28 protein-coding genes are annotated in these 21,987 nt (G+C 43.0%); 23 read left to right on the top strand and 5 right to left on the bottom strand.

The genetic code is table 11. The features are described from left to right. Both GQR46_RS02790 and GQR46_RS02785 read left to right on the top strand, forming a co-directional pair. Positions 1–221, top strand: a 221-nt coding sequence (locus GQR46_RS02790; RefSeq protein WP_165739803.1) for a hypothetical protein, incomplete at its 5' end; no start/stop codon positions are given. Positions 222–426: 205 nt separating this feature from the next. After that, the gene (locus GQR46_RS02785; RefSeq protein ID WP_165739801.1) at positions 427–807 is read left to right on the top strand and encodes a hypothetical protein; all 381 of its coding nucleotides are present in this window, start codon (positions 427–429) and stop codon (positions 805–807) included. Positions 808–916: 109 nt separating this feature from the next. Here the strand turns inward: GQR46_RS02785 and GQR46_RS02780 are convergent, their stop codons facing one another. The 4 genes from GQR46_RS02780 to GQR46_RS02765 are packed head-to-tail and all read right to left on the bottom strand — an operon-like array spanning position 917 to position 4,540. Next, positions 917–1,369 carry a hypothetical protein gene (locus GQR46_RS02780; protein ID WP_165739799.1) on the bottom strand — a complete coding sequence of 151 codons (453 nt, stop codon included), beginning with the start codon at positions 1,367–1,369 and terminating at the stop codon, positions 917–919. Next, the gene (locus GQR46_RS02775; protein WP_165739796.1) at positions 1,369–1,695 is read right to left on the bottom strand and encodes a phage holin family protein; all 327 of its coding nucleotides are present in this window, start codon (positions 1,693–1,695) and stop codon (positions 1,369–1,371) included. The genes GQR46_RS02780 and GQR46_RS02775 overlap by 1 nt, the downstream gene beginning before the upstream one ends. Next, positions 1,692–2,759: a phage portal protein gene (locus tag GQR46_RS02770; RefSeq protein ID WP_165739795.1), complete on the bottom strand. Its 1,068-nt coding sequence runs from the start codon at positions 2,757–2,759 to the stop codon at positions 1,692–1,694. Before GQR46_RS02770 ends, GQR46_RS02775 begins: the two co-directional genes overlap by 4 nt. Further along, on the bottom strand, positions 2,759–4,540 hold the full coding sequence (locus tag GQR46_RS02765) for a terminase family protein (protein WP_165739793.1): 1,782 nt from the start codon (positions 4,538–4,540) through the stop codon (positions 2,759–2,761). The genes GQR46_RS02770 and GQR46_RS02765 overlap by 1 nt, the downstream gene beginning before the upstream one ends. Before the next feature lie 205 nt (positions 4,541–4,745). On the opposite strand from GQR46_RS02765, the gene GQR46_RS02760 reads away from it, so the two are divergent. From GQR46_RS02760 to GQR46_RS02660, 21 genes are all read left to right on the top strand, one after another. Next, complete coding sequence (locus tag GQR46_RS02760; RefSeq protein ID WP_165739791.1) at positions 4,746–5,627, top strand: GPO family capsid scaffolding protein; 882 nt, start codon at positions 4,746–4,748, stop codon at positions 5,625–5,627. Positions 5,628–5,667: 40 nt separating this feature from the next. Next, a complete protein-coding gene (locus GQR46_RS02755; protein WP_165739789.1) occupies positions 5,668–6,705 on the top strand; it encodes a phage major capsid protein, P2 family in 1,038 nt (345 codons plus the stop codon). A gap of 84 nt (positions 6,706–6,789) precedes the next feature. Next, positions 6,790–7,518 (top strand): phage terminase small subunit, encoded by a 729-nt coding sequence (gpM, locus tag GQR46_RS02750; RefSeq protein WP_165739787.1) that lies wholly within the window; start codon positions 6,790–6,792, stop codon positions 7,516–7,518. 111 nt (positions 7,519–7,629) lie between these two features. Next, positions 7,630–8,067: a head completion/stabilization protein gene (locus tag GQR46_RS02745; protein ID WP_165739785.1), complete on the top strand. Its 438-nt coding sequence runs from the start codon at positions 7,630–7,632 to the stop codon at positions 8,065–8,067. Then, positions 8,064–8,537, top strand: coding sequence for a phage tail protein (locus GQR46_RS02740; protein ID WP_024609305.1), 474 nt, complete (start codon positions 8,064–8,066; stop codon positions 8,535–8,537). The genes GQR46_RS02745 and GQR46_RS02740 overlap by 4 nt, the downstream gene beginning before the upstream one ends. Then, the gene (locus GQR46_RS02735; RefSeq protein WP_165739783.1) at positions 8,530–9,162 is read left to right on the top strand and encodes a phage virion morphogenesis protein; all 633 of its coding nucleotides are present in this window, start codon (positions 8,530–8,532) and stop codon (positions 9,160–9,162) included. The genes GQR46_RS02740 and GQR46_RS02735 overlap by 8 nt, the downstream gene beginning before the upstream one ends. 21 nt (positions 9,163–9,183) lie before the next feature. Then, complete coding sequence (locus GQR46_RS02730; protein WP_165739781.1) at positions 9,184–10,284, top strand: DUF2586 domain-containing protein; 1,101 nt, start codon at positions 9,184–9,186, stop codon at positions 10,282–10,284. A gap of 10 nt (positions 10,285–10,294) precedes the next feature. Next, the gene (locus GQR46_RS02725) at positions 10,295–10,744 is read left to right on the top strand and encodes a phage protein (RefSeq protein ID WP_007378142.1); all 450 of its coding nucleotides are present in this window, start codon (positions 10,295–10,297) and stop codon (positions 10,742–10,744) included. Further along, on the top strand, positions 10,744–11,376 hold the full coding sequence (locus GQR46_RS02720) for a hypothetical protein (protein WP_165739779.1): 633 nt from the start codon (positions 10,744–10,746) through the stop codon (positions 11,374–11,376). The genes GQR46_RS02725 and GQR46_RS02720 overlap by 1 nt, the downstream gene beginning before the upstream one ends. Continuing rightward, positions 11,366–11,653, top strand: a complete 288-nt coding sequence (locus tag GQR46_RS02715; protein WP_007378140.1) for a putative phage tail assembly chaperone — start codon at positions 11,366–11,368, stop codon at positions 11,651–11,653. The genes GQR46_RS02720 and GQR46_RS02715 overlap by 11 nt, the downstream gene beginning before the upstream one ends. 170 nt (positions 11,654–11,823) lie before the next feature. After that, a complete protein-coding gene (locus GQR46_RS02710) occupies positions 11,824–14,505 on the top strand; it encodes a phage tail tape measure protein (protein WP_165739777.1) in 2,682 nt (893 codons plus the stop codon). Beyond that, positions 14,505–14,834, top strand: a complete 330-nt coding sequence (locus tag GQR46_RS02705) for a DUF2590 family protein (RefSeq protein ID WP_007378137.1) — start codon at positions 14,505–14,507, stop codon at positions 14,832–14,834. The genes GQR46_RS02710 and GQR46_RS02705 overlap by 1 nt, the downstream gene beginning before the upstream one ends. Next, a complete protein-coding gene (locus GQR46_RS02700; RefSeq protein WP_165739775.1) occupies positions 14,824–15,972 on the top strand; it encodes a baseplate J/gp47 family protein in 1,149 nt (382 codons plus the stop codon). Before GQR46_RS02705 ends, GQR46_RS02700 begins: the two co-directional genes overlap by 11 nt. Further along, complete coding sequence (locus GQR46_RS02695; protein ID WP_165739773.1) at positions 15,965–16,768, top strand: hypothetical protein; 804 nt, start codon at positions 15,965–15,967, stop codon at positions 16,766–16,768. Before GQR46_RS02700 ends, GQR46_RS02695 begins: the two co-directional genes overlap by 8 nt. Further along, complete coding sequence (locus tag GQR46_RS02690; protein ID WP_165739771.1) at positions 16,765–17,319, top strand: phage tail protein; 555 nt, start codon at positions 16,765–16,767, stop codon at positions 17,317–17,319. The genes GQR46_RS02695 and GQR46_RS02690 overlap by 4 nt, the downstream gene beginning before the upstream one ends. Further along, positions 17,316–18,089 carry a hypothetical protein gene (locus GQR46_RS02685; protein ID WP_165739769.1) on the top strand — a complete coding sequence of 258 codons (774 nt, stop codon included), beginning with the start codon at positions 17,316–17,318 and terminating at the stop codon, positions 18,087–18,089. The genes GQR46_RS02690 and GQR46_RS02685 overlap by 4 nt, the downstream gene beginning before the upstream one ends. Positions 18,090–18,095: 6 nt before the next feature. Continuing rightward, on the top strand, positions 18,096–18,386 hold the full coding sequence (locus tag GQR46_RS02680) for a tail fiber assembly protein (protein WP_165739767.1): 291 nt from the start codon (positions 18,096–18,098) through the stop codon (positions 18,384–18,386). Beyond that, positions 18,379–19,008 (top strand): hypothetical protein, encoded by a 630-nt coding sequence (locus tag GQR46_RS02675; protein ID WP_206009432.1) that lies wholly within the window; start codon positions 18,379–18,381, stop codon positions 19,006–19,008. Before GQR46_RS02680 ends, GQR46_RS02675 begins: the two co-directional genes overlap by 8 nt. Next, positions 19,005–19,490, top strand: coding sequence for a hypothetical protein (locus GQR46_RS02670; RefSeq protein WP_165739765.1), 486 nt, complete (start codon positions 19,005–19,007; stop codon positions 19,488–19,490). Before GQR46_RS02675 ends, GQR46_RS02670 begins: the two co-directional genes overlap by 4 nt. Then, on the top strand, positions 19,487–20,191 hold the full coding sequence (locus GQR46_RS02665; RefSeq protein ID WP_165739763.1) for a hypothetical protein: 705 nt from the start codon (positions 19,487–19,489) through the stop codon (positions 20,189–20,191). Before GQR46_RS02670 ends, GQR46_RS02665 begins: the two co-directional genes overlap by 4 nt. Continuing rightward, positions 20,164–21,120 (top strand): hypothetical protein, encoded by a 957-nt coding sequence (locus tag GQR46_RS02660; protein ID WP_165739761.1) that lies wholly within the window; start codon positions 20,164–20,166, stop codon positions 21,118–21,120. Before GQR46_RS02665 ends, GQR46_RS02660 begins: the two co-directional genes overlap by 28 nt. Here GQR46_RS02660 and GQR46_RS02655 read toward each other — a convergent pair. Continuing rightward, complete coding sequence (locus tag GQR46_RS02655) at positions 21,117–21,632, bottom strand: hypothetical protein (protein ID WP_165739759.1); 516 nt, start codon at positions 21,630–21,632, stop codon at positions 21,117–21,119. The genes GQR46_RS02660 and GQR46_RS02655 overlap by 4 nt on opposite strands. Positions 21,633–21,987 lie beyond the last annotated feature (355 nt).

Raw genomic sequence — 21,987 nt, 5'->3', positions numbered from 1 at the left:
TAGAGTTACTTTTATCCCTTTGTAAAATTTCTAGTGTTGAGATTAAAGGCGCCCTGAGTGATTACTTGGTGCGAGGTATTGATAAAAAATCAGCAGTAGCTTTGAACGGCGCACTTGCACCAAATTTTATAAGGGCGTTGAACCAACTAAACGCTAAAGCTGAAGTCGTTGAGCATATCAAAGAATTAGATTGGATAAATAAAAGATGTCTACATTTTTAGGGGAAGTTAAAGGTGAATGTGTAGAATACATACACCTTGCGTAATTTAGGATCTAATGACTTAAAATTTAAAATATGTAAGCGCTATGTAGTAACTCCTATATATTGAACTTATTAATAGGTTACAAAAATTTTTTGCGCCTATTTTCCGCTAAACATAATCAGGACTTTCGCTTTTTGGATAGGCGTTAGCATAAAGGAAATATATGACTAATTTAGAGATATTAGGATTTGTAGAGATGGATCTTGCTTTTTTGATCACGGCACTGTGCTTTGGAGGCATTGGTGCATTAGTTGATTATGTATGCAAAAGGAATGACTTTAAAAACCTACCTGTAAATAATATACCAGAGGCTAACTTTAAAGTTTATGCACCTCTTTTCTTATCTAGAGTTTTTATTGGTTGTGTGGGGGGAGGTTTAATTTGGTTAGTCCTCTACGGGATATTACGGCATGATGCGCAATCATATGTTAGGTTAATTATTTTAGCGTTTATGTCTGGATTATCTGCACCTGCACTAATCAAGAGTTATGAAAAAAAAGCTCTCAAGGCTATTAGCGCTGAAGAAGAAAATACCAGACAATAGTTATGGTCTAAATAGACAAAATAATTTAGCTATTTAGCTGTCTACTTCATTAGTATTTATCAGGCTTTATTAAGTACTATTAGTCGAATCTAATGGCTAAAATTAAAACTTATTCAGTTTCATTTATTTTGCCCCGACTTCCCCAAAATGCTCTAAACAATCGCATTAACCCAAGCGTTGAAACCGCAATACCCACTATCACAAATTCAAAATACCAGGGCGCGCCTTTATAGCCCATTGCTTGCCAGCCCTTGCTCATATAAGGTTGCATATCGGGGATAAAATGGCACACAAACAACCCCAAAAAGAATAGAATGATCACTTCATCCATAATGGTTTTATCGCGGTTTTTTAAAACCAGTAAGTCATAATCAGCGTCGTTTTGTTCGGCTTGCATACAGCGCTTTGATTTGGCTTCAAACTGAGCAATTTTAAAGTTGTTTTCAGCCCGTGCTATATCAGCGGCCATTTCTGCCGCTATGCGTTTACGCTCAACGTAGCCGCCGGTTAAATCAGCTATTGGGTCAGTGATAAACGAAACCAGTGTTTTTAACCATCCCATTATTTAATCCCTCGTATAAATTTAAGAAAGCTTTTAGGGTCTTTACTAAACGCTTTAATTAGTTTGTCGAACCCTTCGAGTAAATGCGGGGCCGCGTAGGCGGTTACCCCAATCACGCCTGTTTTTAGGTTTTCATCAAACCCGCGCCATTCACAAAACATGGCTGATAGGTAGGCTGCAAATATGGCAATGAGCACACTCATAAAATAATGAAAAAACGTAAATTGCTTTTTGCTTAAATACATTTGAATAGCGGCTGCTAAAAAGCTCAACATAAATAAACGCCCCCATTGTTTAATAAACTCTGTTACATCTATCCAGCTCATGCGGCTTCCTTAGGTGTTGGGTTTAAGTCTGAATACTCAGGCTCTTTAAATTCAATATGCTGTGCGGCAGGTAAGTAGTTATTAATGCCTAATACGTCTTGCTGCAGGGGCACAACTTCATTGTTGTAATAGGCACGGGTAATTTTGTCTAAGTCGCCAAAGCCTGGGCTGTCGCCAGATGATTGGCCGCTCAGTGCTTCTTGCGCACGGTGCATGCTGAGCATGTCGTTAAGCGTAATTTTTTTAATGCGCTCAAATTCGTCTTTTGTTGATATGTCGCCCACCGGTGTAATGTTTATCGCTTTTTCAGCATCGGCTTTATTACTGCGAAAATTAAAAAACAAACTTCTAAAGTTACCCACGCCTTTGCTGTCGCGTATGGCATTTTTAAGAGCGGTTTCATCGTCAGCGCTTAAATTAGGGTCAGCCATTGAGAATATAAAGCCCATGTGCGCACCGTTCTTGTAATAACGGCGACGAAATAGCGTGGCATCTTCATTAAGCAAAGCCGACTGAATACCGCCGTAATATTGCGGTATGCCATAAATGCCTTGCCCGGGGTCGTATTCTTTTACGTGTATTATTTCGCCTTCATTAAAGTAAATAGGTTCATAACTTTGATTACTTAATTGTGCGTACACACCGCGTTTATCGGTATAGCGCATAGTCAGTGCAGGCAAATGGCGCAGTTTAATAACTTGCCCAAATGAATTTTTAATAACCTGCAAATAGGCATTACCGCTCCACAGTAAATCAAACGCAAACTTACTAAGGGCTTGATGGCTTAAAAGCGGGTTAGGCTTATACCACTTTAAAATCATGTTGCGCTTAAAGTAGAGTATTGGCCCATGCTGGGCATTGACGCGCAGTAGTTTAACCAAGCCTTGCAAATTAATAGGCGGAGCGTAAATACCGTTACTGTCACTAAACACCCCAACGTAATCGGTTAGTCGGTTGTCTAAACATGGCTCAGGATCGCCAAAGCTAAACGTATCGGTTACCGCTGTGCGTTGGTTATAGTTTGGCGCTTGGCCGTTACTTATTTGTAATCGTGGTTTATTCATTAAGCTGCAATTCCTACTGATGTTTGACGGCTATGGGCGTTACCGTCGAGTGGTTCAAATAACATGGCGTGCATAATTGCCCACGCAATATCGGCATGGCCTGTTGTGGCTGTGCGGTTTGTGGCATAGGTAATTTGGTCGCCCACCACTTTGCGGCGAATATTAATGAACGAGCTAGCAATATTTACCGCGTCCTGGTCAAACTCAAAGCGGCGGTTTTGAATAACGTTAATGGCCTTAATTACCATGCGGTTTTTAATAATGGGGTTGTAATGAATCGGCTCAGCATTAGGGTAAAACTTAGTAATAAGCTCCCACACACCATAGCCAATGCCGGTGGTGTCTACGCCAATATGCACAACGTTGTATTTTTCGGTGAGGTGTTTTATCTCGTTCGCCATCGCTTCAAAGTCATTACCACTTAAATCAAGTGCTTCAAGCAGTAAAAACTTTTCTCCTGGCTTCATGGGCGCACTTAAAATGGCAACACTTGCTTTATCGCCAAAACGGGCTGGGTCAAAACCAATTACAACAGGGCGTAGGCCAAACGGGCGTTCGTAGTCTAAATCAAAGTCGCTCCACTTGGTTGAATCGCCCACGCAGTTCATAAGCTGTTTAAGATTAAATGCACTGTGCGCATCATCAATAAACTTACACATAAACAAGTTATTAAACTCATCTACGCTGTATTCGTTTTCAAGTACGCCAATATCAATGCGGTCAAAGCCACTGGTTACTACATCGTAAACTGTTAGCATTTGTCGCCAAATACCGTCGTCACATAACTGGCCGTTCTTCAGGTTTTTATGGCTTACATCTATGGCAAATTCAGGATCGTTACACGCTTTTGTTTTGCGGTACCATTTACCGTTCCAATGGTCGTAGGCTTCGTGACTGGTAACCGATGGCGTACTAAAATAGGTTATTCGTAAATGTTTATGCGTTGCCATAGCCTGTGCTAAACCGCGCAGCGACTTATATTTAGGTATCCAAAACACTTCATCAATATATAAATCGCCAGATTCAGATTGAGCAGTACGGGCATTAGTTGATTTAAATATTAATTTAACGGTTTTACCGCCGGCTAAATTAAGCACCATGGGCGAGCCGCTAAGTTCAACATTAAAATGCTCACGCACCAACGCCACAATATTGGCTTTAAATACTTCGGCTTGGTCGCGGCTCGCTGATATAAATATTTTATTACGGCCATTTACCACAGCATCGTAAAACGCTTCGAATGCAAAATAAAATGTAGCGCCAATCTGGCGTGGTTTTAATATAAAGCGGGTGCGATGGTCTTGGTTATCAAACCAATGTTTTTGGTGAGGATAAAGTAATGTGTCTTTAAGCTCGTTGAGCATTTCAAGGGTAATGCCAGAGCAATCGTTTTTCTTTTTCTTCTTCGATTTTTTGTCATTGCCGTTATGACTGTTGCCGCTGTTATTGTTGGCGGGGTCGTCATTACTTGCGCGCTGTTTTGGGGCTGGGGCTAATTTACTTTTATTAAGTGCGCACAACTGGCGCGTGCAAAAGTCGAGCTCTTTATAGTCAGCATCGGTTTTATCGTCTTTATCGGCCAGTACATTAATGCGTTTGCTAAAGGCCATTTCGGCGTTATAGCTTGGGCACATGTCCTCCCACTTTCCAGCCTCAGCCCAACGGCGAACACTACGCGCACTGGGCATGTCGTCAAGCTCGGCTATTTCGTCCACCGTGTAACCCTCAACCACATACAAGTCTTGTGCTTTTTTGCGTATTTCTGGTCCGTAGTTCGCCATCTATTGTACCGCGTTAATTAGTTCATAGCGGCAGTGTATTCGTAATAAAGCGCTTAATCTGTCAGTCAAAAACCTAGCCATTCCTAAAAGTTAAATATAGGAATTTCAAAAAGTTAAACCGTTGGAAAGGAATAAAAAGAGGGTGCAAACTGCAATCACTTTAAAGCAATACGCTTAATTTGCACATATTTAAAAAGGGTTGTTTATGCCAGGTCAACTACGTACTAAACCGTTATCGATTGCCGCTGTAGGTATGACCGTTGACGGCCGCGAAATATCAGAGCAAGACGTAGCCGACATTGTAGAAACCTATAACCCGCGTAAATACGGTGCACGTATTAATGTTGATCACGAGTTTAATTGGTCAGGTTGGGCCGCTAAAAATCTGCATAACGTAGATATTCCCGGCATGTTGGGCGATGTAGAAAGCGTTGCAGCCTATGAAAACGAAGAGGGCGTTGTGTGCTTATACGCAGTGCTTGCCCCCAATCAAGGGTTTGTAGAGCTGAACAAAGCAGATCAAGCTGTTTATTTTAGTATCGAAATTAGCCGCGATTTTATGGGCACAGGCAAAACCTACCTAACCGGTTTAGCAGTGACCGACTACCCAGCCAGTTGCTATACCGACCGTATCCATTTCAGTAGTAAGAGTAAGCCAGATGACACGGACGTCTCTTTATTAAAAGTTGATTTAGGATCATGTGAGCCTATCGACGCCGCACCTAAAAAACCATTTTTTAAACGACTATTCGCAAAGGAAGAACCCGACATGAACGAAACACAATTAGCCAATGCATTAAAAGATGCACTGGGCACACCGCTTAGTGAGTTTGGTAAAAAGCTCGATGGCTTAGCCACAAAGCTTGATTCGTTTTCAACCACAAAAGTGGAAGGTGAAGAAACGCCGCCAGTTGATGATGAAAACACTGAATTAGCTCAAGTAAAAGAAGAGCTATCAAAAACAAAAACAGCATTGGACGAACTTAATGACAAGTTCACTAAAGCGTTGAAAACACCTGCGGGTGATACCACTGACGCCGACGAAGAACCCGAAGGCGATGAGGGTAAATACAGCAACTGCTTGTAATTACATCACCAACTTAACTTAGCTAAACGCAGGAAAGAATATGAAAACCAGAACTAGAGAATTATTTGTCGCCATTATGGCAGGCATGGCCGTTAATTACGGCGTTACATCAATGAGTGAGCAGTTCAACGTTGAGCCTACAACCGAGCAGCGCTTATATGATGCTGTTTATGAATCGGCTGAATTTTTACAGATGATCAACACCGTACCGGTTGACGACTTAGTTGGTCAGTCAGTGATCATGAGTGTAGACGGTGGCGTAACAGGTCGTGCAGGCGTTGAAACTGACGACACCAAAGAGCGTAAAACCCGTGATGTATCAAAGCTCGATAAACGTGAATACCGTTGTTACCCAACAGAATGCGACATTCATATCACATGGGTAAAAATGGATCAGTGGTCTAAGTTCCCTGATTTTCATAATCGTTATCGTAATCACGTACGCCAGGCTATTGCGCTCGACATTATTAAAATTGGTTGGAATGGTACGCACGTAGCTGATACCACAGATATTACAGCCTATCCAATGATGAACGATGTAAACATTGGCTGGCTACAACTAATTCGCCGCGATGCACCCGAGCGCGCAATTAGTGAAGGCGCAACCGCTGGCGAAATTCGTATTGGTGCTGGCGGCGATTACGAAAACCTAGACCAAGCGGTGCACGATGCATTGCAAGGTATTCCAGAGCACAAACGTGCAAACATGGTAGCTATTATTGGCGACGAGCTTTTAGCGCAAGACAAAAATAAGCTGTACGCCAAGCAAGCACATACCCCAAGTGAAAAAACCAAGATTGAGCTGCAACAGGTGATTGATACCTATGGCGGTTTAATGACATACAAAATTCCGTTTTTCCCCGCTCGTGGCATTTTAGTCACCAGCTTTGACAACTTAAGTCACTACGTGCAAACGGGCTCAACGCGTACCAGTGTAGAAAACAACGCCAAGAAAAAACGCGTTGAAGACTACCTATCACGCAACGATTGCTACTACGTAGAAGACCTTGAAAAAGTTATGTACTTCGAATCAACCAGTATCAAGTTACCAAATTCAGACGGTAGCACCTGGGTTTAAATTTTCGGTAAATTCCCATTTGGCCGGCTTGTTTAATCCAATTTTCAAGCCGGTCTTTTTAACCACATTAAAGAGTGTTTTTAAATGAGCTTAGTCAAAAAATCATTAGCCAAAGCAGCAAGCAGCGTACCAACAAGCACTGACGAAAAAGCGCCAACGGTCGCGGCAACAGCCACGAGCACCCATGCGCCAACCACTATCACTACGCAAACCGAGTACCAGCTTTATGCAGCAGCCATCGAATCTGACTTAGCTCAATTAAAAACATTTACTGATATAGCTGATAAAGCAACATACAAATCTGAAGCGTTAGAACGCCAAGATTATTTAGGGTATATCAATCAATATCGACTAAGCGGCCAGTGCCACCCGAACACGGTTTTAGCATGGGTGTTTATTTGGTTGGTTGACTTAAAACGCTGGGATGCGGCGCTAGAACTCCTGCCGTTTATGATTGAGCAAAAGCAACCACTGCCAACGGTATTTAATACCAAACATTGGCCTGCATTCGTTATCGACCAACTCTACGATGACGCTAATTACTACCTAACAGAATCAAAGCAGCAAGGCTTATTTGATATCAGCTATGTACTGCGTGGCTTAATCAATACCGTAAAAAACCAAGACTGGAACGGCCTTGAAGTGGTGGGCGGTAAATTGTACGCCATTGCTGCCAAGGTTGATGCAGCCCAGCACAACTACGGTAATGCTCTGTTATTTGCAGAGCACGCCCAAGCCATCAACGACAAAGCAGGAGTTAAAGGTTTAGTCGATAAGTTAACAAAGCAATTAAAAGCAACGGTTAACGAGTAACAGCTCCAACGCCAGCGGGCAACTTAGCACAGTGCGAGTATTAATTATGTCGCCAGTGTGACTAAGTGGCGCCCGCACCCAATTTAATGTGTGTGTTTTTACAGGTGCAATATGAATTTAAGCGGTATGCCACAAGCAGATTTACAAAGCATTAATGTTGATGTGCCAGGCAATGGCTATTACCCGACATTAAGCACGGCTTATTTTATAGAGCACTACGCCGTTGCCCAAGAATACGCCAGTAAAAGTGAGCTGCTTGTTGAAAAGCTAAAGCGCGCACAGACCGAGGCAAACCAAGAACTAGTAAGCGCTGTGCTTACTAACGGCACACCATTAAACGCACAACAAATAATTTTTTATAACGATGCAGTGTATAGCAAAGCCAAAGCTAATTTATTGGTATCCAAGCTTGGCAGTACACACCGTGAAAACGCAACAGCACAGTCGCAATCAGCCATTGATAACTTCGAACACTGGCAACGCGAAAGCATAAACGCCATGCGCTTACTGCAAGCACTAAGCCCTAATTTATCGGTAGAGCTGTTATGAGCAAAAGCAAAATTGAAAAGCTTAAACAGCATTTAGTGAGTGTTGAGTACCAAGGCCATAAGTTGGCGCTTAATACCCAGTTTGATAGCTGGATAGAAGGCGGACGCATAGAGCCAAGTAGTAAAACAATGAATGGTAACGGGTTATTGGCAGCGCGGTTTTATTACTCAGGTGTGATCAGCATTAATCCATGCTTTGCGCCGGCTGCGTTAATTTGTGCCTTTGCATCGTTTTGGTTGCAAAACAATGGCGGGCGTTATGACAGCACCGATATTGAATTTAGTGCCGATGTAAACGACGACAACAGCAATGAAGTAGAGCTGACTATTAACCAGCTGTGTGAAGACATAGAGCTAATACAAACAGACAACGGCCCTTTTGAGTTAAACGGTAACCGTTACGACTTTGGCGAGCAAAGCCTATGGGTTGCTGAATCATTTTTACTGCAAGGCACTGTAAGCCGTGCTTAACGTTAAATTTGACGAAGGGCGCAGCAAAGACCAATTAGCGTTTTTACAACTTAAGCCTAATAAGCGGCGCAATATATTACGTCGTGTTATTCGAACAACGAATAAAAGCAGTAAAGAGCGGATCACCAAGCAAACGGATTTAGCAGGCAAAACATGGCAAGGCAGAGCAAGTGGTAAAAAAAAGAAAATGCTCACCAAGCTTAAAAAGTTTATGAAGGTTCGCCACAGTGCAAACGACGCCAGTGTTTATTTTTCAGGGGGCAACAGCGGAAAAATAGCCCGCGCCCACCAAGAGGGCATAAGCCTAGATGCAGGAAAACCAAAAGGTAAAGCTAGACAAAATAAAGAAGGGCCAGCCACGCGAAATTTAGCCAGGGCATTAATAGCCGAGGGTTACAAAATACCGCGTCGTAAAGGCAAGGGCAGTAAACGCCCAAGCATTAAATGGATAACAGAGAATTTAAGCATTAACCAAGCAGGGTTTTTACTTCGCGATTTAAAGGGCAGCTCAAGTAAGAGTACATGGCAAATTGACTTGCCGGCCCGCTCATTTTTAGGGCAAACGCAAGGCGAAGAAAAGCAGCAAATGAATTTTATTTTAAACCAGGCTATGCACGTTGCGTAGCGCAAAGCAAAAGGAACGATCATGGCACAAGGTAAAGTAACCGTTGCCGCCATACAAACAGGCAGTGGCGCTACGAAACAGATTGAACGCAGTGTGTTGTTTATCGGTCAAGCGAGTGAGAACAACGGCAAAATTTTATCTATTAATGCACAAAGTGATTTTGATGTTGAGTTTGGCGCCGCCGACTCCCCACTAAAAACACAAGTAAAAGCATGGCAACGCAACGGTGATGACTTAGTGAGTGGTTATGTCATTCCGCATGGCGCAGGCGATAACGTAATGGCCCTTATTGATAAAGCAATGGATCAGGATGTTAGCCCTGAAATTATTGTTATTTGTACGCCAGTTACAGGCAAAGCCGACATTGAAAGCTACCAAGGGAAAGCGCTTGAGATTTTATCGAGCCTTGCTCGTCGTGTTCGCTTTTTACTTGCGGCACCTGGCTTAACGGCTGAGCAAAGTTGGCCTGATTTAGTGACTTCATTGCAACCGTTAACCGATGGCGTAGTAGGCGATCGTGTGGCTGTTATCCCGCTTTTATTCGGTGACGAACTAGGCGCAGTAACAGGGCGTTTATGTAAAAGCGCAGTCACTATTGCTGATAGCCCAATGCGTGTGCTTACGGGGGCAATGTCATTGATGCCACACCCAGAAGATGCCGCCGGCAACCCCTTAACCAACTCAACCACGGCGGCACTTGATGCGCTGCGTTTTAGTTGTACACAGTTTTATGCTGATTTTGATGGTACGTATTTTGGCGATGTAAACATGCTGGACGCTGAAGGCGGTGATTTTCAAAAAATTGAAATTGGCCGCATTGTTGATATGGCTGCACGTGCTGTGCGCATTATTGGAATTCAAAACGTTAAAAATCGTCGCTTAAACAACAGCAGCACCGGGATTGAATTTGGTAAACGCATTATGGGTAAACCGCTGCGCGACATGGCACGCTCTATCAATATTGGTGCCGATAAGTTCCCTGGTTTAATTCGCGCACCAAAAGACGACAGTATCAACATAACGTTTATGAATGCGACCACCTTACAAGTCGTACTTAAAGTTAAACCAATCGATTCACCCAACACCATCATTGTTGGGATCATGTTAGATAACGCAGAGTAGGAGCGCAAACATGCAAAAAGTACTAGGCGGTAAAGACTTCGATATCTTCATTGGTGATTCGATGGTTCATGTTATGGAAGCGACTTGCAAAATTACGGATGGGCGCACCGTTAAAAAAGTGCGCGGTATTCCAAAGGGCTTTATTGATGGCGATGTTGAAGGCGAAGTAACACTAAAGCTTGATCATGAAAATTGGTTAATCGTGCAAGCGCAAGCTGAAAAAGCAGGCAGTTGGAAAGGTATTGAACCGTTCGATATTGCGTTTAATGCAGAAGTAGCTGCAGGTAAAAAGAACGTTGAAGCGTTTGGTTGCCTGCCGCAGCTGGACGAAATTTTAAACATTAAAGCCGATGGTGGCGAAGAAGACACCACATCAATCAAGTGTCCAATTACTAGCCCTGATTTTGTCAAAATTAACGGTGTGCCATACCTAACTGACGATGAAGTGAGAGATTTGTAATGACTAAAGCCATTCGCACACTAACTGCCACAACATTACTAAGCACCCTGCAAGCATGTGGGCATAAAGTATTTGAGGGTGAATTAAACCTAAACATTATAGGCATTCGTCATGCAAACACCCGCGCCAACACGTTTAACGATGCAATTTGTGTGTTGTATCAGCAAAACAGCGAATGGCAGTTAAAGCAGTATAAAGCCACAACAGATGCCGGTATTTACTGGCGTAAAAACCCAATGAACATAGACGGCACAGCGGTGCTAGTTGCAGGGCAGCATAAAAGCTTATGGATGTTGGGTTATCACCAGGGCAAGTATCGCGCCCTTGTACAGCATAAACCGGTTGTTGTTCTACGTGACAACAACAAAGACACCGAGTTAGACACGGACGTCACACCCCAAGCAGAGCTACAGCAAGGTTACTTTGGTATTAATTGCCACCGTGCAAACAGCAAAACCACATCAACCCAAGTTGATAAGTGGTCAGCCGGTTGCCAGGTGTTTGCAAATCCCAATGACTTTGATGAATTTATTGCTTTGTGTGAGCAATCAGCAGCCAAGTACGGCCCTTATTTTACCTACACACTGTTAGAACAAGCAGATATTAAAGAGAGTATTGATCATGGCGTTTGAGAAAAAAATCACATTAGAAACCCCCGTTGGCGAAATCACATTTAATGTAAATGGCGCCGACTACAACAAATACATTAACTCGACTCAGCCAAATAACAAGGTGCAGCCAGCAACTAATTTTTTATTAAACACAGTGGTTGAAGCCGACGCTAAAAAGCTTAAAGAGCTGGTACAGCAACCGGGTGCAGCGTTATTTTTAGTGGGTGCAATTGTTGAAGAATACCAACCTGAGTTTAATTTTACGGTAAAAAAATCGAAAGCCGAGCCAAGCAAATAGGCAAAAGCAGGCTCGATCAGTTACTGGCATATCACGCTAAGTATTTTGGCAACCAACTAGTAACTGACGAGAGCTTGGCGCAGGCGCTTTACCTTGAAACATCACAGCAAGAAAACTTTGTAACCGCCGTAAATAACGGTATTTGCACAGCATTAGGCGGCGAGTAATTAATGGCAACACTCAGCAAATTAGACAAGCTTACTTATTCAATCGGGATCATCGATAAGGTGACGGGTCCGGTTAATAAAGTGATGGCTAAAATTAATCAGCTGAGTCAGCAAACTGCTGCCGCACAAGATCAAATGATGCGCGGAGCAACCACGGCCGTGGGTGGCGGTTATGCCCTTGCTAAATCGCTCGCGCCTGCAATTGACCACGTTGCTGCTTTGGGCGAGGTGCAATCACTGGGCGTTACCGACGACGCCTTGCAACAACTGACTAAAACAGCCTATAAGTTTGGTTTTCAATTTGGGGGTAACTCGGCCGAGTTCGTCCGCAGTGCTTACGATATTCAATCAGCTATTGCCGGCTTAAATGGGTTTGAGCTATCTGAATTTACCAAAACGTCAAACATACTAGCGGTAGCAACCAAAGCCGACGCAGCCACTATTACCAGCTATATGGGCACCATGTATGGCATCTTCGAAAAGACCGCCAATAAAATGGGCAAAGCGAATTGGGTAAACCAAATCGCAGGGCAAACCGCCACCGCCGTACAGCTTTACAAAACTACCGGTGCAGAAATGCAAGCCGCGTTTTCAAACCTTGGGGCGACCGCGACAAACATTGGCTTAAGTTCAGCTCAACAATTCGCGTTAGTGGGTGAACTGCAATTGGTTGCTAAATCAGGCTCTGTGGCTGGCACGCAAGCGGCCTCATTATTACAAGGCATTGGTAAAGCACAAGATGCATTAGGCATAAAATTAACCGCAGATAACGGCGACATGCTAGCAATAGACGTAGTGCTGGGGCGTATTAATAACCGCTTATCCTCTTTGGGTTCTGTAGCGCGTGGCGATGTGCTCACTCAAATATTTGGTAAGCAAGGTGCAAAAGCCGTTGATGTATTGAGTACCAAAGTCGATAAACTAAAAGACGGCATCACCGTCTTTGAAAACGTGCAAGACAGCTCCAAAGCAATCGAAATGGCCAACATTATTGCCAGTCCTTGGGATAGATTAGGCGGTTCGTTTAATGCGGCCGCTACAGCAATGGGCAGTCGTTTACTACCCGTTGTGGAACCCTTTATAGAATTACTCTCAGCAGGCTTTGCGGGTATTGTCTCTTTAACTGAGCGCTTTCCGATTTTATCCAGTGTGATTGCAACACTTGTAGTGGGCATTGTGGCGCTTATCTCTATTTATGGCGTGGTCATGTTCATGATGGGCCTTTACAAAATGGCGCTAATAACAAGTGGTGCGCTCACAATGGGTTTAGCAGTGATAACTAAATTATGGCAAGGCGCACTTATTGCGTTGCGTGTATTGGGTTTTTTATCACTCATTGCAGCGATGGGCGCGGCGGCCATTGCCATGGGTACATTTAAAGCAGTTATGCTCGCAGGCCAAGCGGCTACATGGTTGTTTAATGCAGCGCTTTGGGCAAACCCAATTACGTGGGTAGTAGCGGGTGTTATTGCGCTCATCGCGGCGGTTGGTGCGCTTATCTATTACTGGAATGACTTAGTGGCTGCGTTTCAAAATACCGCATGGGGAAAAGTATTAATGGCGGTGTTTGATAGTGTGAAAGCGGCCTTTAATGGGGTGATTGATAGCGTAAAATGGGTGCTCGAAAAGCTCGGCCTGATTGACGATACCGAGGCAAAAATAAAAACAGAAGCGACCTCAACACACGAAAACATTAACCGTGCTCAGCCTAGCAATTTAGTCATGCAAAATGCAGATCAAGCGTTCAGCCGCGACTACGGCCAAGCTGTGATCAACAAAGCTGCCCAAGTACCCGGTAATAAAGCCAGCACTAACTCTGGTGCGGTGAATGATGTTACGTATTTGAATCGAACGCAGTTAGACAAAGGTCAAACTAATAACGCTATTAACTCAACATTACAGAGCAGTAATGTCATTGAGCAAACAAATAGCGCGTTGGCACAAACGAACACATTAAATAACCGCAATGTAAGTTCAACTGTGGCGAATGGATTAATCAATATAGCGCCTGTAAACACCGCTATTAATAACAATGCTTCAGCAAACGATGCTGCTTATTTTGCAAGCGCAACAACGCATAGTGTAGTTAACCCAGCATTACAAAATAGTATTGCTACAAACCAAACAAATAAGGTTTTGGCACAAACCAGCGCAGTAACCATGGCTGCAAACGATGCTGCTTATTCAACAACGGGCAACATCAACAACAGCGCTACTAACTCAGTATTACAAAGCAGCCCATCTACACATAACGATGTTGGCCACAATGCACAATCAACACAGTTCGTAACACAATCAGCGATAGAAAATGGCAATACACGCACAGCTAATTATTTTACTAACGCGGCCAATTCACCTGTTTATAGTCAAAAATATGAACAACTCGCCCGCTTTAATCAAGGTGCAGCGCCATTACAACGATTGCCAATGGTCAAAACAGATCAGGCAATTACTAACACAGCGAACGCGTACAGCGTTGAGCCGTTAAATACTGAACAACAACACACGAATAGCTATAAAGCCAAAGTACAAAAGTCAGCGTTTTTACAAAGCCTAACGAGCAGCACCAGCCAGAGCAGTTCAAGCGAGAGCGATAACAGCAAGCGTGTGCACATAGACAACTTAACGATTAAATCTGACGACTTAGCGCAAAGCTTTGAACAAATGATGGAGCTAGCAAGCTGATGAACTTTGATATTGCACTGCACATAGATTTAGCCGTTGAGGATAATGATTTTGTACTTAATGACTCGCTAACACCCAGCACATTAAGTAAGTCTAATGTGGTGGCGCAAGATATAAAACATCGAATTTTAGAAAGCGGTTTACTCATAAAGCTGATTGGCCTGCGCAATAAAAACGGCATAGCGCCCATTTTAACCGAACTCGAATTACTAACCGAGCAAGATAATCGGATTAAGCCTGGCACTATAAAAGTGTACCGAAATGACGACGGCACATTAAGTATCACCGCGCAAACGCGCCAATACGGGAGCCTACAAAGTGGACTTTAAAACCCTAATGCAAAATGCAGGTTTGCCAATGGATGAGCAAACAGCGCAAGCGCAGTGGCAAGCACAGTTAAAAGAGCAAAACATACAAGTTGCCAACAATTCACCCTTTGGCCCATTTTGGCGAACCGTTGAAGCGTTGCTAACAAAGCCCGTCGTGCAGCTGTTTAATTGGCTAGCAACGCAGCTAATGCCCGACTTATTCATTATGACAGCAAGCCGAGCCGCACTGATTGAGCGCTACGGGCCTGCGCGTAATGTGTCTATTCAAGCGGGCGTAAAAGCACAGGGATTATTAACGTTTACACGCGAAAGCGACGAGGGCGAAAGTTCCATTGTGGCAGGAACCGCCGTGGTAACCGATGTGCTAGGCGATAAAGTGTATAAGCTTATACTTTTACAAGATGTCTATTTTGAACAAGGGCAACGCACTGCGTATGCATTGGCTGAAGCCTATGAAACCGGTGCAGCTTATAACTTACCCGCAGAGGCTTACCGATACTTTACTGAGCAACAAGAAGGGATCACCGTAACCAACAATGATGATTGGTTAATTAAGGCAGGCTCTGATGACGAAGACACTGAGCATTATCGCCTACGCATTCGTAACGTATTTGGTACTGCTTCCCGCTGGCATATCAATGCTGTTTACAAACAAATTATTGCTAGCTTTGCTGTACCAATAGATAACATTGAAATACTAACCAATGCACCACGTGGACCAGGCACGGCTGATGCTTATATTTACTTAGATGTTGGCCCTGTACCAACAGCACTATTGAGTGCCATTAACCAACATATTCGTACCGCAGGTCACCATGGTCTAGGGGATGACTTTATGGTTTACGCTATGGCAACCAACGGGTTTGATATCACCGCAACCTATAAGTTACATGACAACAGCCACGCTATTCAAGACGACTTAACCACGTTTATACAAGCCGCATTTCGTCAAAATGCAGCGTATGCACCCACACGCGTAACGCATCAAACTGTGTTCAGCATTAGCCAATTAATAACACAGTGCCATGAACAATTTAGTGAACTGCAGTCAATCAAGTTTGATATTGACGACATAACTGCAGCCAACTGGTTACCGGTACTTACATCATTAACCGTTAATGAGGTTGCAAATGGCTAATGAAATCGCGACCTGGCTCAATAAAGGTTACGCCGAAAAACTTGTAAAAGCGGCCACAGGTTACTGGGAGCAATCGCGCGACTATGTTATGTGGGCAGTGAACCAAAAAGACGAGTTAAAAAATGAAGAGCCTGTATTAGGGTTCCTGGCATGGGAGCGGCTAACTACCCGACTAGATGATGAACCCATAGAGCTATACAGAAAACGCGTACAGCATGCATTAGTTAATACTATTGACGCTGGCGAAATGGCATCCGTAAGAAGTATTTTCGACCGCTTAGGGTTAGAAGTACTCAATGTGCGTGAGCGCATTGATGGGCGGGATTGGGACATTATTGCCATTGATATGTCTGACTCAACGCTTGCAGGCAACAACGATTTATTACCCGAACTTATTCAGCTGTATGGGCGAACGTGTAGGCGCTATGAATTAACCGTGCATAACAAAGCTGATGTATCACTGAGCTTAGGATTAACGCACGTACAGTGGGATAGCTGTCACATTGATCACCCACTGCATTTAGCCGCACAAAATAAAGCGCTGCAACAATACAGTTACGGTTTTACTGATTTGCAAAATGAAAGTTGCGAAGCGCCACTGTATGCAGTTACGCACGATGTAAAACACGTATTGCCATTCGAGCAGTTATATCAATTTCTAGGGTGTGACAACCTTGTAAGTAATACACATCCCCAAGCAATCACCACCGATGTACAGCATGTTATTGCCGCACATCATCACTATGGATTTTTAAGTAAAGAGGGCGGTGTAAGTATCGCCAAGGAGCCACTATGACCCAAGCGATCACCGGCATTATGACCAACGCCGGCAAAAGTTACATCACAACCCGCGCGCTGCAAAACTTAGGGCTCGATGTTAAAGAATTAGTGTTAGCAAACATTCCTAATTTAAATGAAAGCGCAGAGCGTAACCCCAATGAAAGCATGCCTAGCACATTGCAAATTGTATATCGGCGCAATATTGATACGTCAGGCTATGTTGATTCAAATACCGTGGCATGGGCTGTCATACTTGAGCAGGACGTTGGCGACTTCGACTACAACTGGATTGGATTAGTAACACAAGACGGTACTTTGCTAGCGATTGATTACTTGCCATTACAACGCAAGCGCCAGGGCGTAAACAATGTACACAACCGCTCGTTTGTATTGAAGTTTGCAGCGGCTGCAGCATTAGCGCGGATCACCATCCCTGCACAATCGTGGATGTTCGATTACAGCCCACAAATTGATGCAATTAACACACATTTAGCCAGTATTGTGACGAGCCAAGTTAAATCCATGACACGTCATGTAAAACAAGTACTTAAGGAAAATAGCATATGAATGAATCAGATTTAGGTCGCGTTGTTGACGCATGTGAACAACTAACCGATGCCGTAGAAAAACACTCTGCGGCTATAAGTGAAAGAGTAAGCACTGTGTCGCAGTCTATTTTAAACAATTTGTCAGGCGATAGAGATGTTACTTTTTACGTTGATGTTAATGGTAGTAATGCAAATTCAGGCTCGAGTACGGAGCCATTTCAAACGTTATTGCATGCTTTAAACATAATTCCTGCTGGGAAGTCTGCAACGATAAAATTATCAAGATCACAAAAGCATGTGGTTGATGGCAATATAAATTGTTATGCAAGTAAGGTGATTATCGTACCTGATAGCAAAAATATTGATCTGTCTAAAAGCATAGATATTGACGAGACGACACCTGAAATCATCTTCCTTAGTGGAAGTGTCTTTTTTTATGGGAACTTGTTACTGGGCTATTTTAAACAGTCTTTAGTTATTAATGCAAAGTTCGACAAGTATGGAGGCATCAGTTTTTGGGGGGGCGGGGCTGTGATCATTGCACGAAGTAAGGTTATTGTAGATTTAGAAAGTGCAGAGCAAGGGGTATTCGGTGGTGACTTAAATTACCTACTCCCAACTAAAATTGGTCTAAGAGAAGTCGAATTTGAGCTATTAAATGGTTATTTATCTTTGAATGGGACCTCAGTACTGGCTAATACGTTATGGGGGGTGAATTACATTAATGAACTCGTCAATGAGCCTACGGTTCAAAATACAATTACCAATATTCCTTATGCACCGGAGTAATTATTTATGCTATTAAGCGGAACGTTAAACGGTAAAAAAGTCTGTAATATTGAAGCAAGCTCAGATTTAATTACAGAAGTTCAGAAGGTTGAGCTTCAAAAATCTGTTGATAGATTATGTCTTCGTAAAAAGAGAAATGCACTTATCTCGAAATATGACTGGACACAAATGCCGGATGCGCCTTTAACTCAAGAGCAGAAAGTTGTGTGGTCAGAGTATCGCCAAGCATTACGAGATTTACCGCAACAGTTCGAAGATATACACGATGCTGTATGGCCTGTTGCACCTAATGCATAACATTGTACTTTGTTATCACCAAACAGCCGCCCCTTGCTCAATGCAAGCGGGCGCGCAGTTACTTGCATTAGCGATCAAGGACGCGTCGCGAACCGATAAACCCACAGGCTTTAATGGTTTGCTGCTATCAGTGAGCGCAAATGACCCCGCAGCATTAGCTAGCAAACTAAAAACGATAAACGAATATTGCCCAATACCTGAGTTTATTAGCTGTGCTCAATACGGGCAAAGTCAAGGTGCATTAGAGCAAACTCAGCTCGTAACCTATGACGGCCAAAGTATCGAATGGCAAATAAACACATTGCAAAACTTAGCGCCAATACGTGAGCAGCTAATAACTGATGAACTCGCCACAGTAAATAGCAGTGGCCAGCAGTTAATCACCACCATTGACGACGTATTAACCCAAACCGTTGAGCTAAAAACAGCACGCGACGAGCGATTAAATCAGGCGCAATTTACTGCCCAAAGTAGTGGGGTCGATATGCAATTAATAACAGCCGGCTCAGCAATGCAGCTTGCCGACTCAGTTGCTAGCAAAGGTAATGAGCATAACTATTGGGCAATGTGTTTGTTTGTTGGCGAACCAAGCGAGCTTAATCATATTGAAGAGGTGTTATGAGCATATCGTTAGATGGCTGGAATATCCCCGGGTATGAAACGCGGGTTAATGCCGGAATTAAATTAGCCGGTGGCGATATGTCAGGCATGGGAAGTTTTGCGCTCATTAGCGATCAAGGTGTTAAGCCTGGCATGTTAACAGTGAGCACTAAAATACCGCTTAATGAAGAGGGGGCTTTAGCATTGCTTATTAGCAAAGCGAAAGCACTTGATGAAAACGGCGCCCGTATTATTTACACAATTAATAATGCATTGGCAGAGGCTTATAAAATACGTAAAGCCAAATTTGATGGCGAGGTAAAGGCAGTAGAGCTTGAAGAAAAGCGCGCATGGCAAATCACCTTTAAACTTATTGAAGTACAGTCCGTATCAGAGCGTGAGCAACAACAGCTAGATGGTACAGCAAACCAAAATGCACAGTCGCAAACGGTCACTTCAAATAACGATGTACAAAGTAAATTTGCAGCGGTGGAGGGGCCATGAGTACTCGCCTATCTGATACGCTAACCATTGGAGGTAAACCAGTAACGAGCATCGTTACTAAAAGTGTACAACTTGATATAGCCAGCACTGGTCGCGCAAAGTTTGAAATAGTGACAGAGCAAGTGCCAAGCGGATTAGTCGAGCTGCATTTAGGTTACACGCTAGATAATATGGTCCCGTATTTTCTCGGCGTTATCGAATCAAAACACCAAGCAAACGGCCGTTGGTATTTAACTTGTCGTGAATTAATCGGCGCATTAAGTTTCACTGCCCCCCTTTCAGTTCGTCATGCAACAATCAAAGCTGTGCTTGATGAATTGGCAAAGCTCGGTGTTGAATTTGTGACACCTGAAAACGCCGGCTATTTAAATAAAACGATACCCGCGTTTTACCATAGCGGCACAGGTATTGAAGCGCTAAAGCAAATAGGCAAAGCATGGGGCATTAGTGATTTTATATTTCAACAACGCCCCGATGGCAAAATATTTGTCGGTAGTTGGCACGACTCCCGCTGGCCGTTTGCAGCAATAAACGATTTTCCAGAGCATACAATAACAGCCCAAAGCTCAACAACCGGTGAGTTGATCGCCATTCCAAAATTAAGACCAGGCATAAAGCTAAACGGGCGTCATATTACCGAAGTAACTTTAATCAATAACAGGATGCACATACGATGGTCAAACAAGCCATTAAACGCCTAATACAGCGCTACTTTCCAGAGTTAAACGAGCGTAAACACCTGCCGCAACTTGCACGTATCGAAAAAATATACGACCTACCAAGTGGCGCCGCAGCAATCAGCACCGCATTTAGACCATTAAAAGCGGCCGACGTGCAGCTATTAAATCCGCTCACAAATGAGCCATTACTCGTGCCTGTATTTGAGCAAGTAACACTCGGCACAGGGCAAGCATCCGATCATGGTTTTTTGAACGAACCTATGCCAGGCATGCAGTGTTTAATACAATACATCGATGGCCTAAACAGCTATCCCGTCATCACCAACTTATTACCATGGCAAAGCTTAGTGCCCGAGCACAAACGCAGCGACATAACACTGCAGCAAAACAACCGCAGCAAACTACAAGGCCGCGACGGGAACTGGCACACCACAACCGACGGCGACATAACCCAAACCAGCGACACGAGCAAAACAACAGCACGCAAAAGCGAACAAAACTATCACCAACGCACCTGCAGCATAGACAGCCACGACATTGCAAAAATAGATGGTAATCAAATCAACGAAGTCATGGGCGCATTAAAAACCGTGGTCGGCGAAAAAGCCTTAATAATTGCACTTGAAGGGTTATTGCTAGGCAGTAAAAAGCAGGTAGATATTGAAGCCACCGAAAACATGAACCTAACAACGCTAAAAACCCTACACGCCAAAGCAACCGAACTAGCAAAGGTCGAAGGAAAAACAGTTTGGTTGGGTGACAGCTCAATAAACGTGGCTAAAGTACTCCTTGACTTAATAAGCCTGGTAAAAGACATAAATCAAAGTTTAGAAACTCACGGTCATAAAGATCAGGGAGCAGGGCCACCAATTACATCAGCAGAATTTACAGGGCATAAATCAACAGCAAGTGATTTGAAAAGTATATTAAAGCCAATTGTGGCTAATTAATTTTTGGTGCTGAATTTAAATTTTTCTTTAACTGTTTCATCATAGAGTGATGTGTATTCAAACTCTAGAGTCAATTTGGATGTTATTTCGCTCTCAATCTCGTTTTTACTTTGTTGACTTGTTCTGTCATCAAACTGTAATTCCAATATAATTATTGTTTCGCCTTGAGCTATATAACTATTTTGTTTTTGTGTAGAGGTAATTGGTGGTTTTTTGTATGCACAATACGCCCGAAATTTTTCATTAATTATTGTTTCGAAGTCTTCGTATTCGATGAGTTCATCATCATAAAAAAACTTAAATTCATCTACTTTTGCTGGACCTAAACCTTTGTTGGTTATTGAAAATGTAAAGGTTTCTACATGAAGGTTAATATTACTGCATATTGCAGGTCTGACAGATAGCTCATTGTGCCGTTTATTTGACTTTGATTGCTGCCAAGTAAAGTAGATCGCAACTATCGCTATAAGTGTTGAAATTAAGGGTAAGGCGAACTTTAGAATTAGATCCATAATCGTGCAATCTCATATTAGAGCGGAGAATAAGAGTTGTGTATATATATGTGTATAAAATATTTTGAATATTTATTTTATTTGTTTTAAATCAGATACTTGATGTCATTATATCATAGTCGTGCCAATAGATTGTTGCTTGATTTTGCTCTTGATATGCCATGCTGAAAACCCTGAGTAGTTAACTTAAAAGCGCCTAAATACGCGCCAAGTTACTAAAATAATGAATTATTTAGATTATGGCATATGGGCGAGGGAGTTTATAGGTTTGGGTGATAAATGAGGTGTTTGAAAATACAGTTTATTAATACAAAGAAAAATGGATTAATAAATCTGAAATTATTTTCTTTAAATT

This window comes from Pseudoalteromonas sp. Z1A6 (genome assembly GCF_011378745.1).
In the GTDB taxonomy this organism is placed as follows: Bacteria; Pseudomonadota; Gammaproteobacteria; order Enterobacterales; family Alteromonadaceae; genus Pseudoalteromonas; species Pseudoalteromonas arctica.
This window is presented reverse-complemented; position numbering and strand designations above follow the sequence as displayed.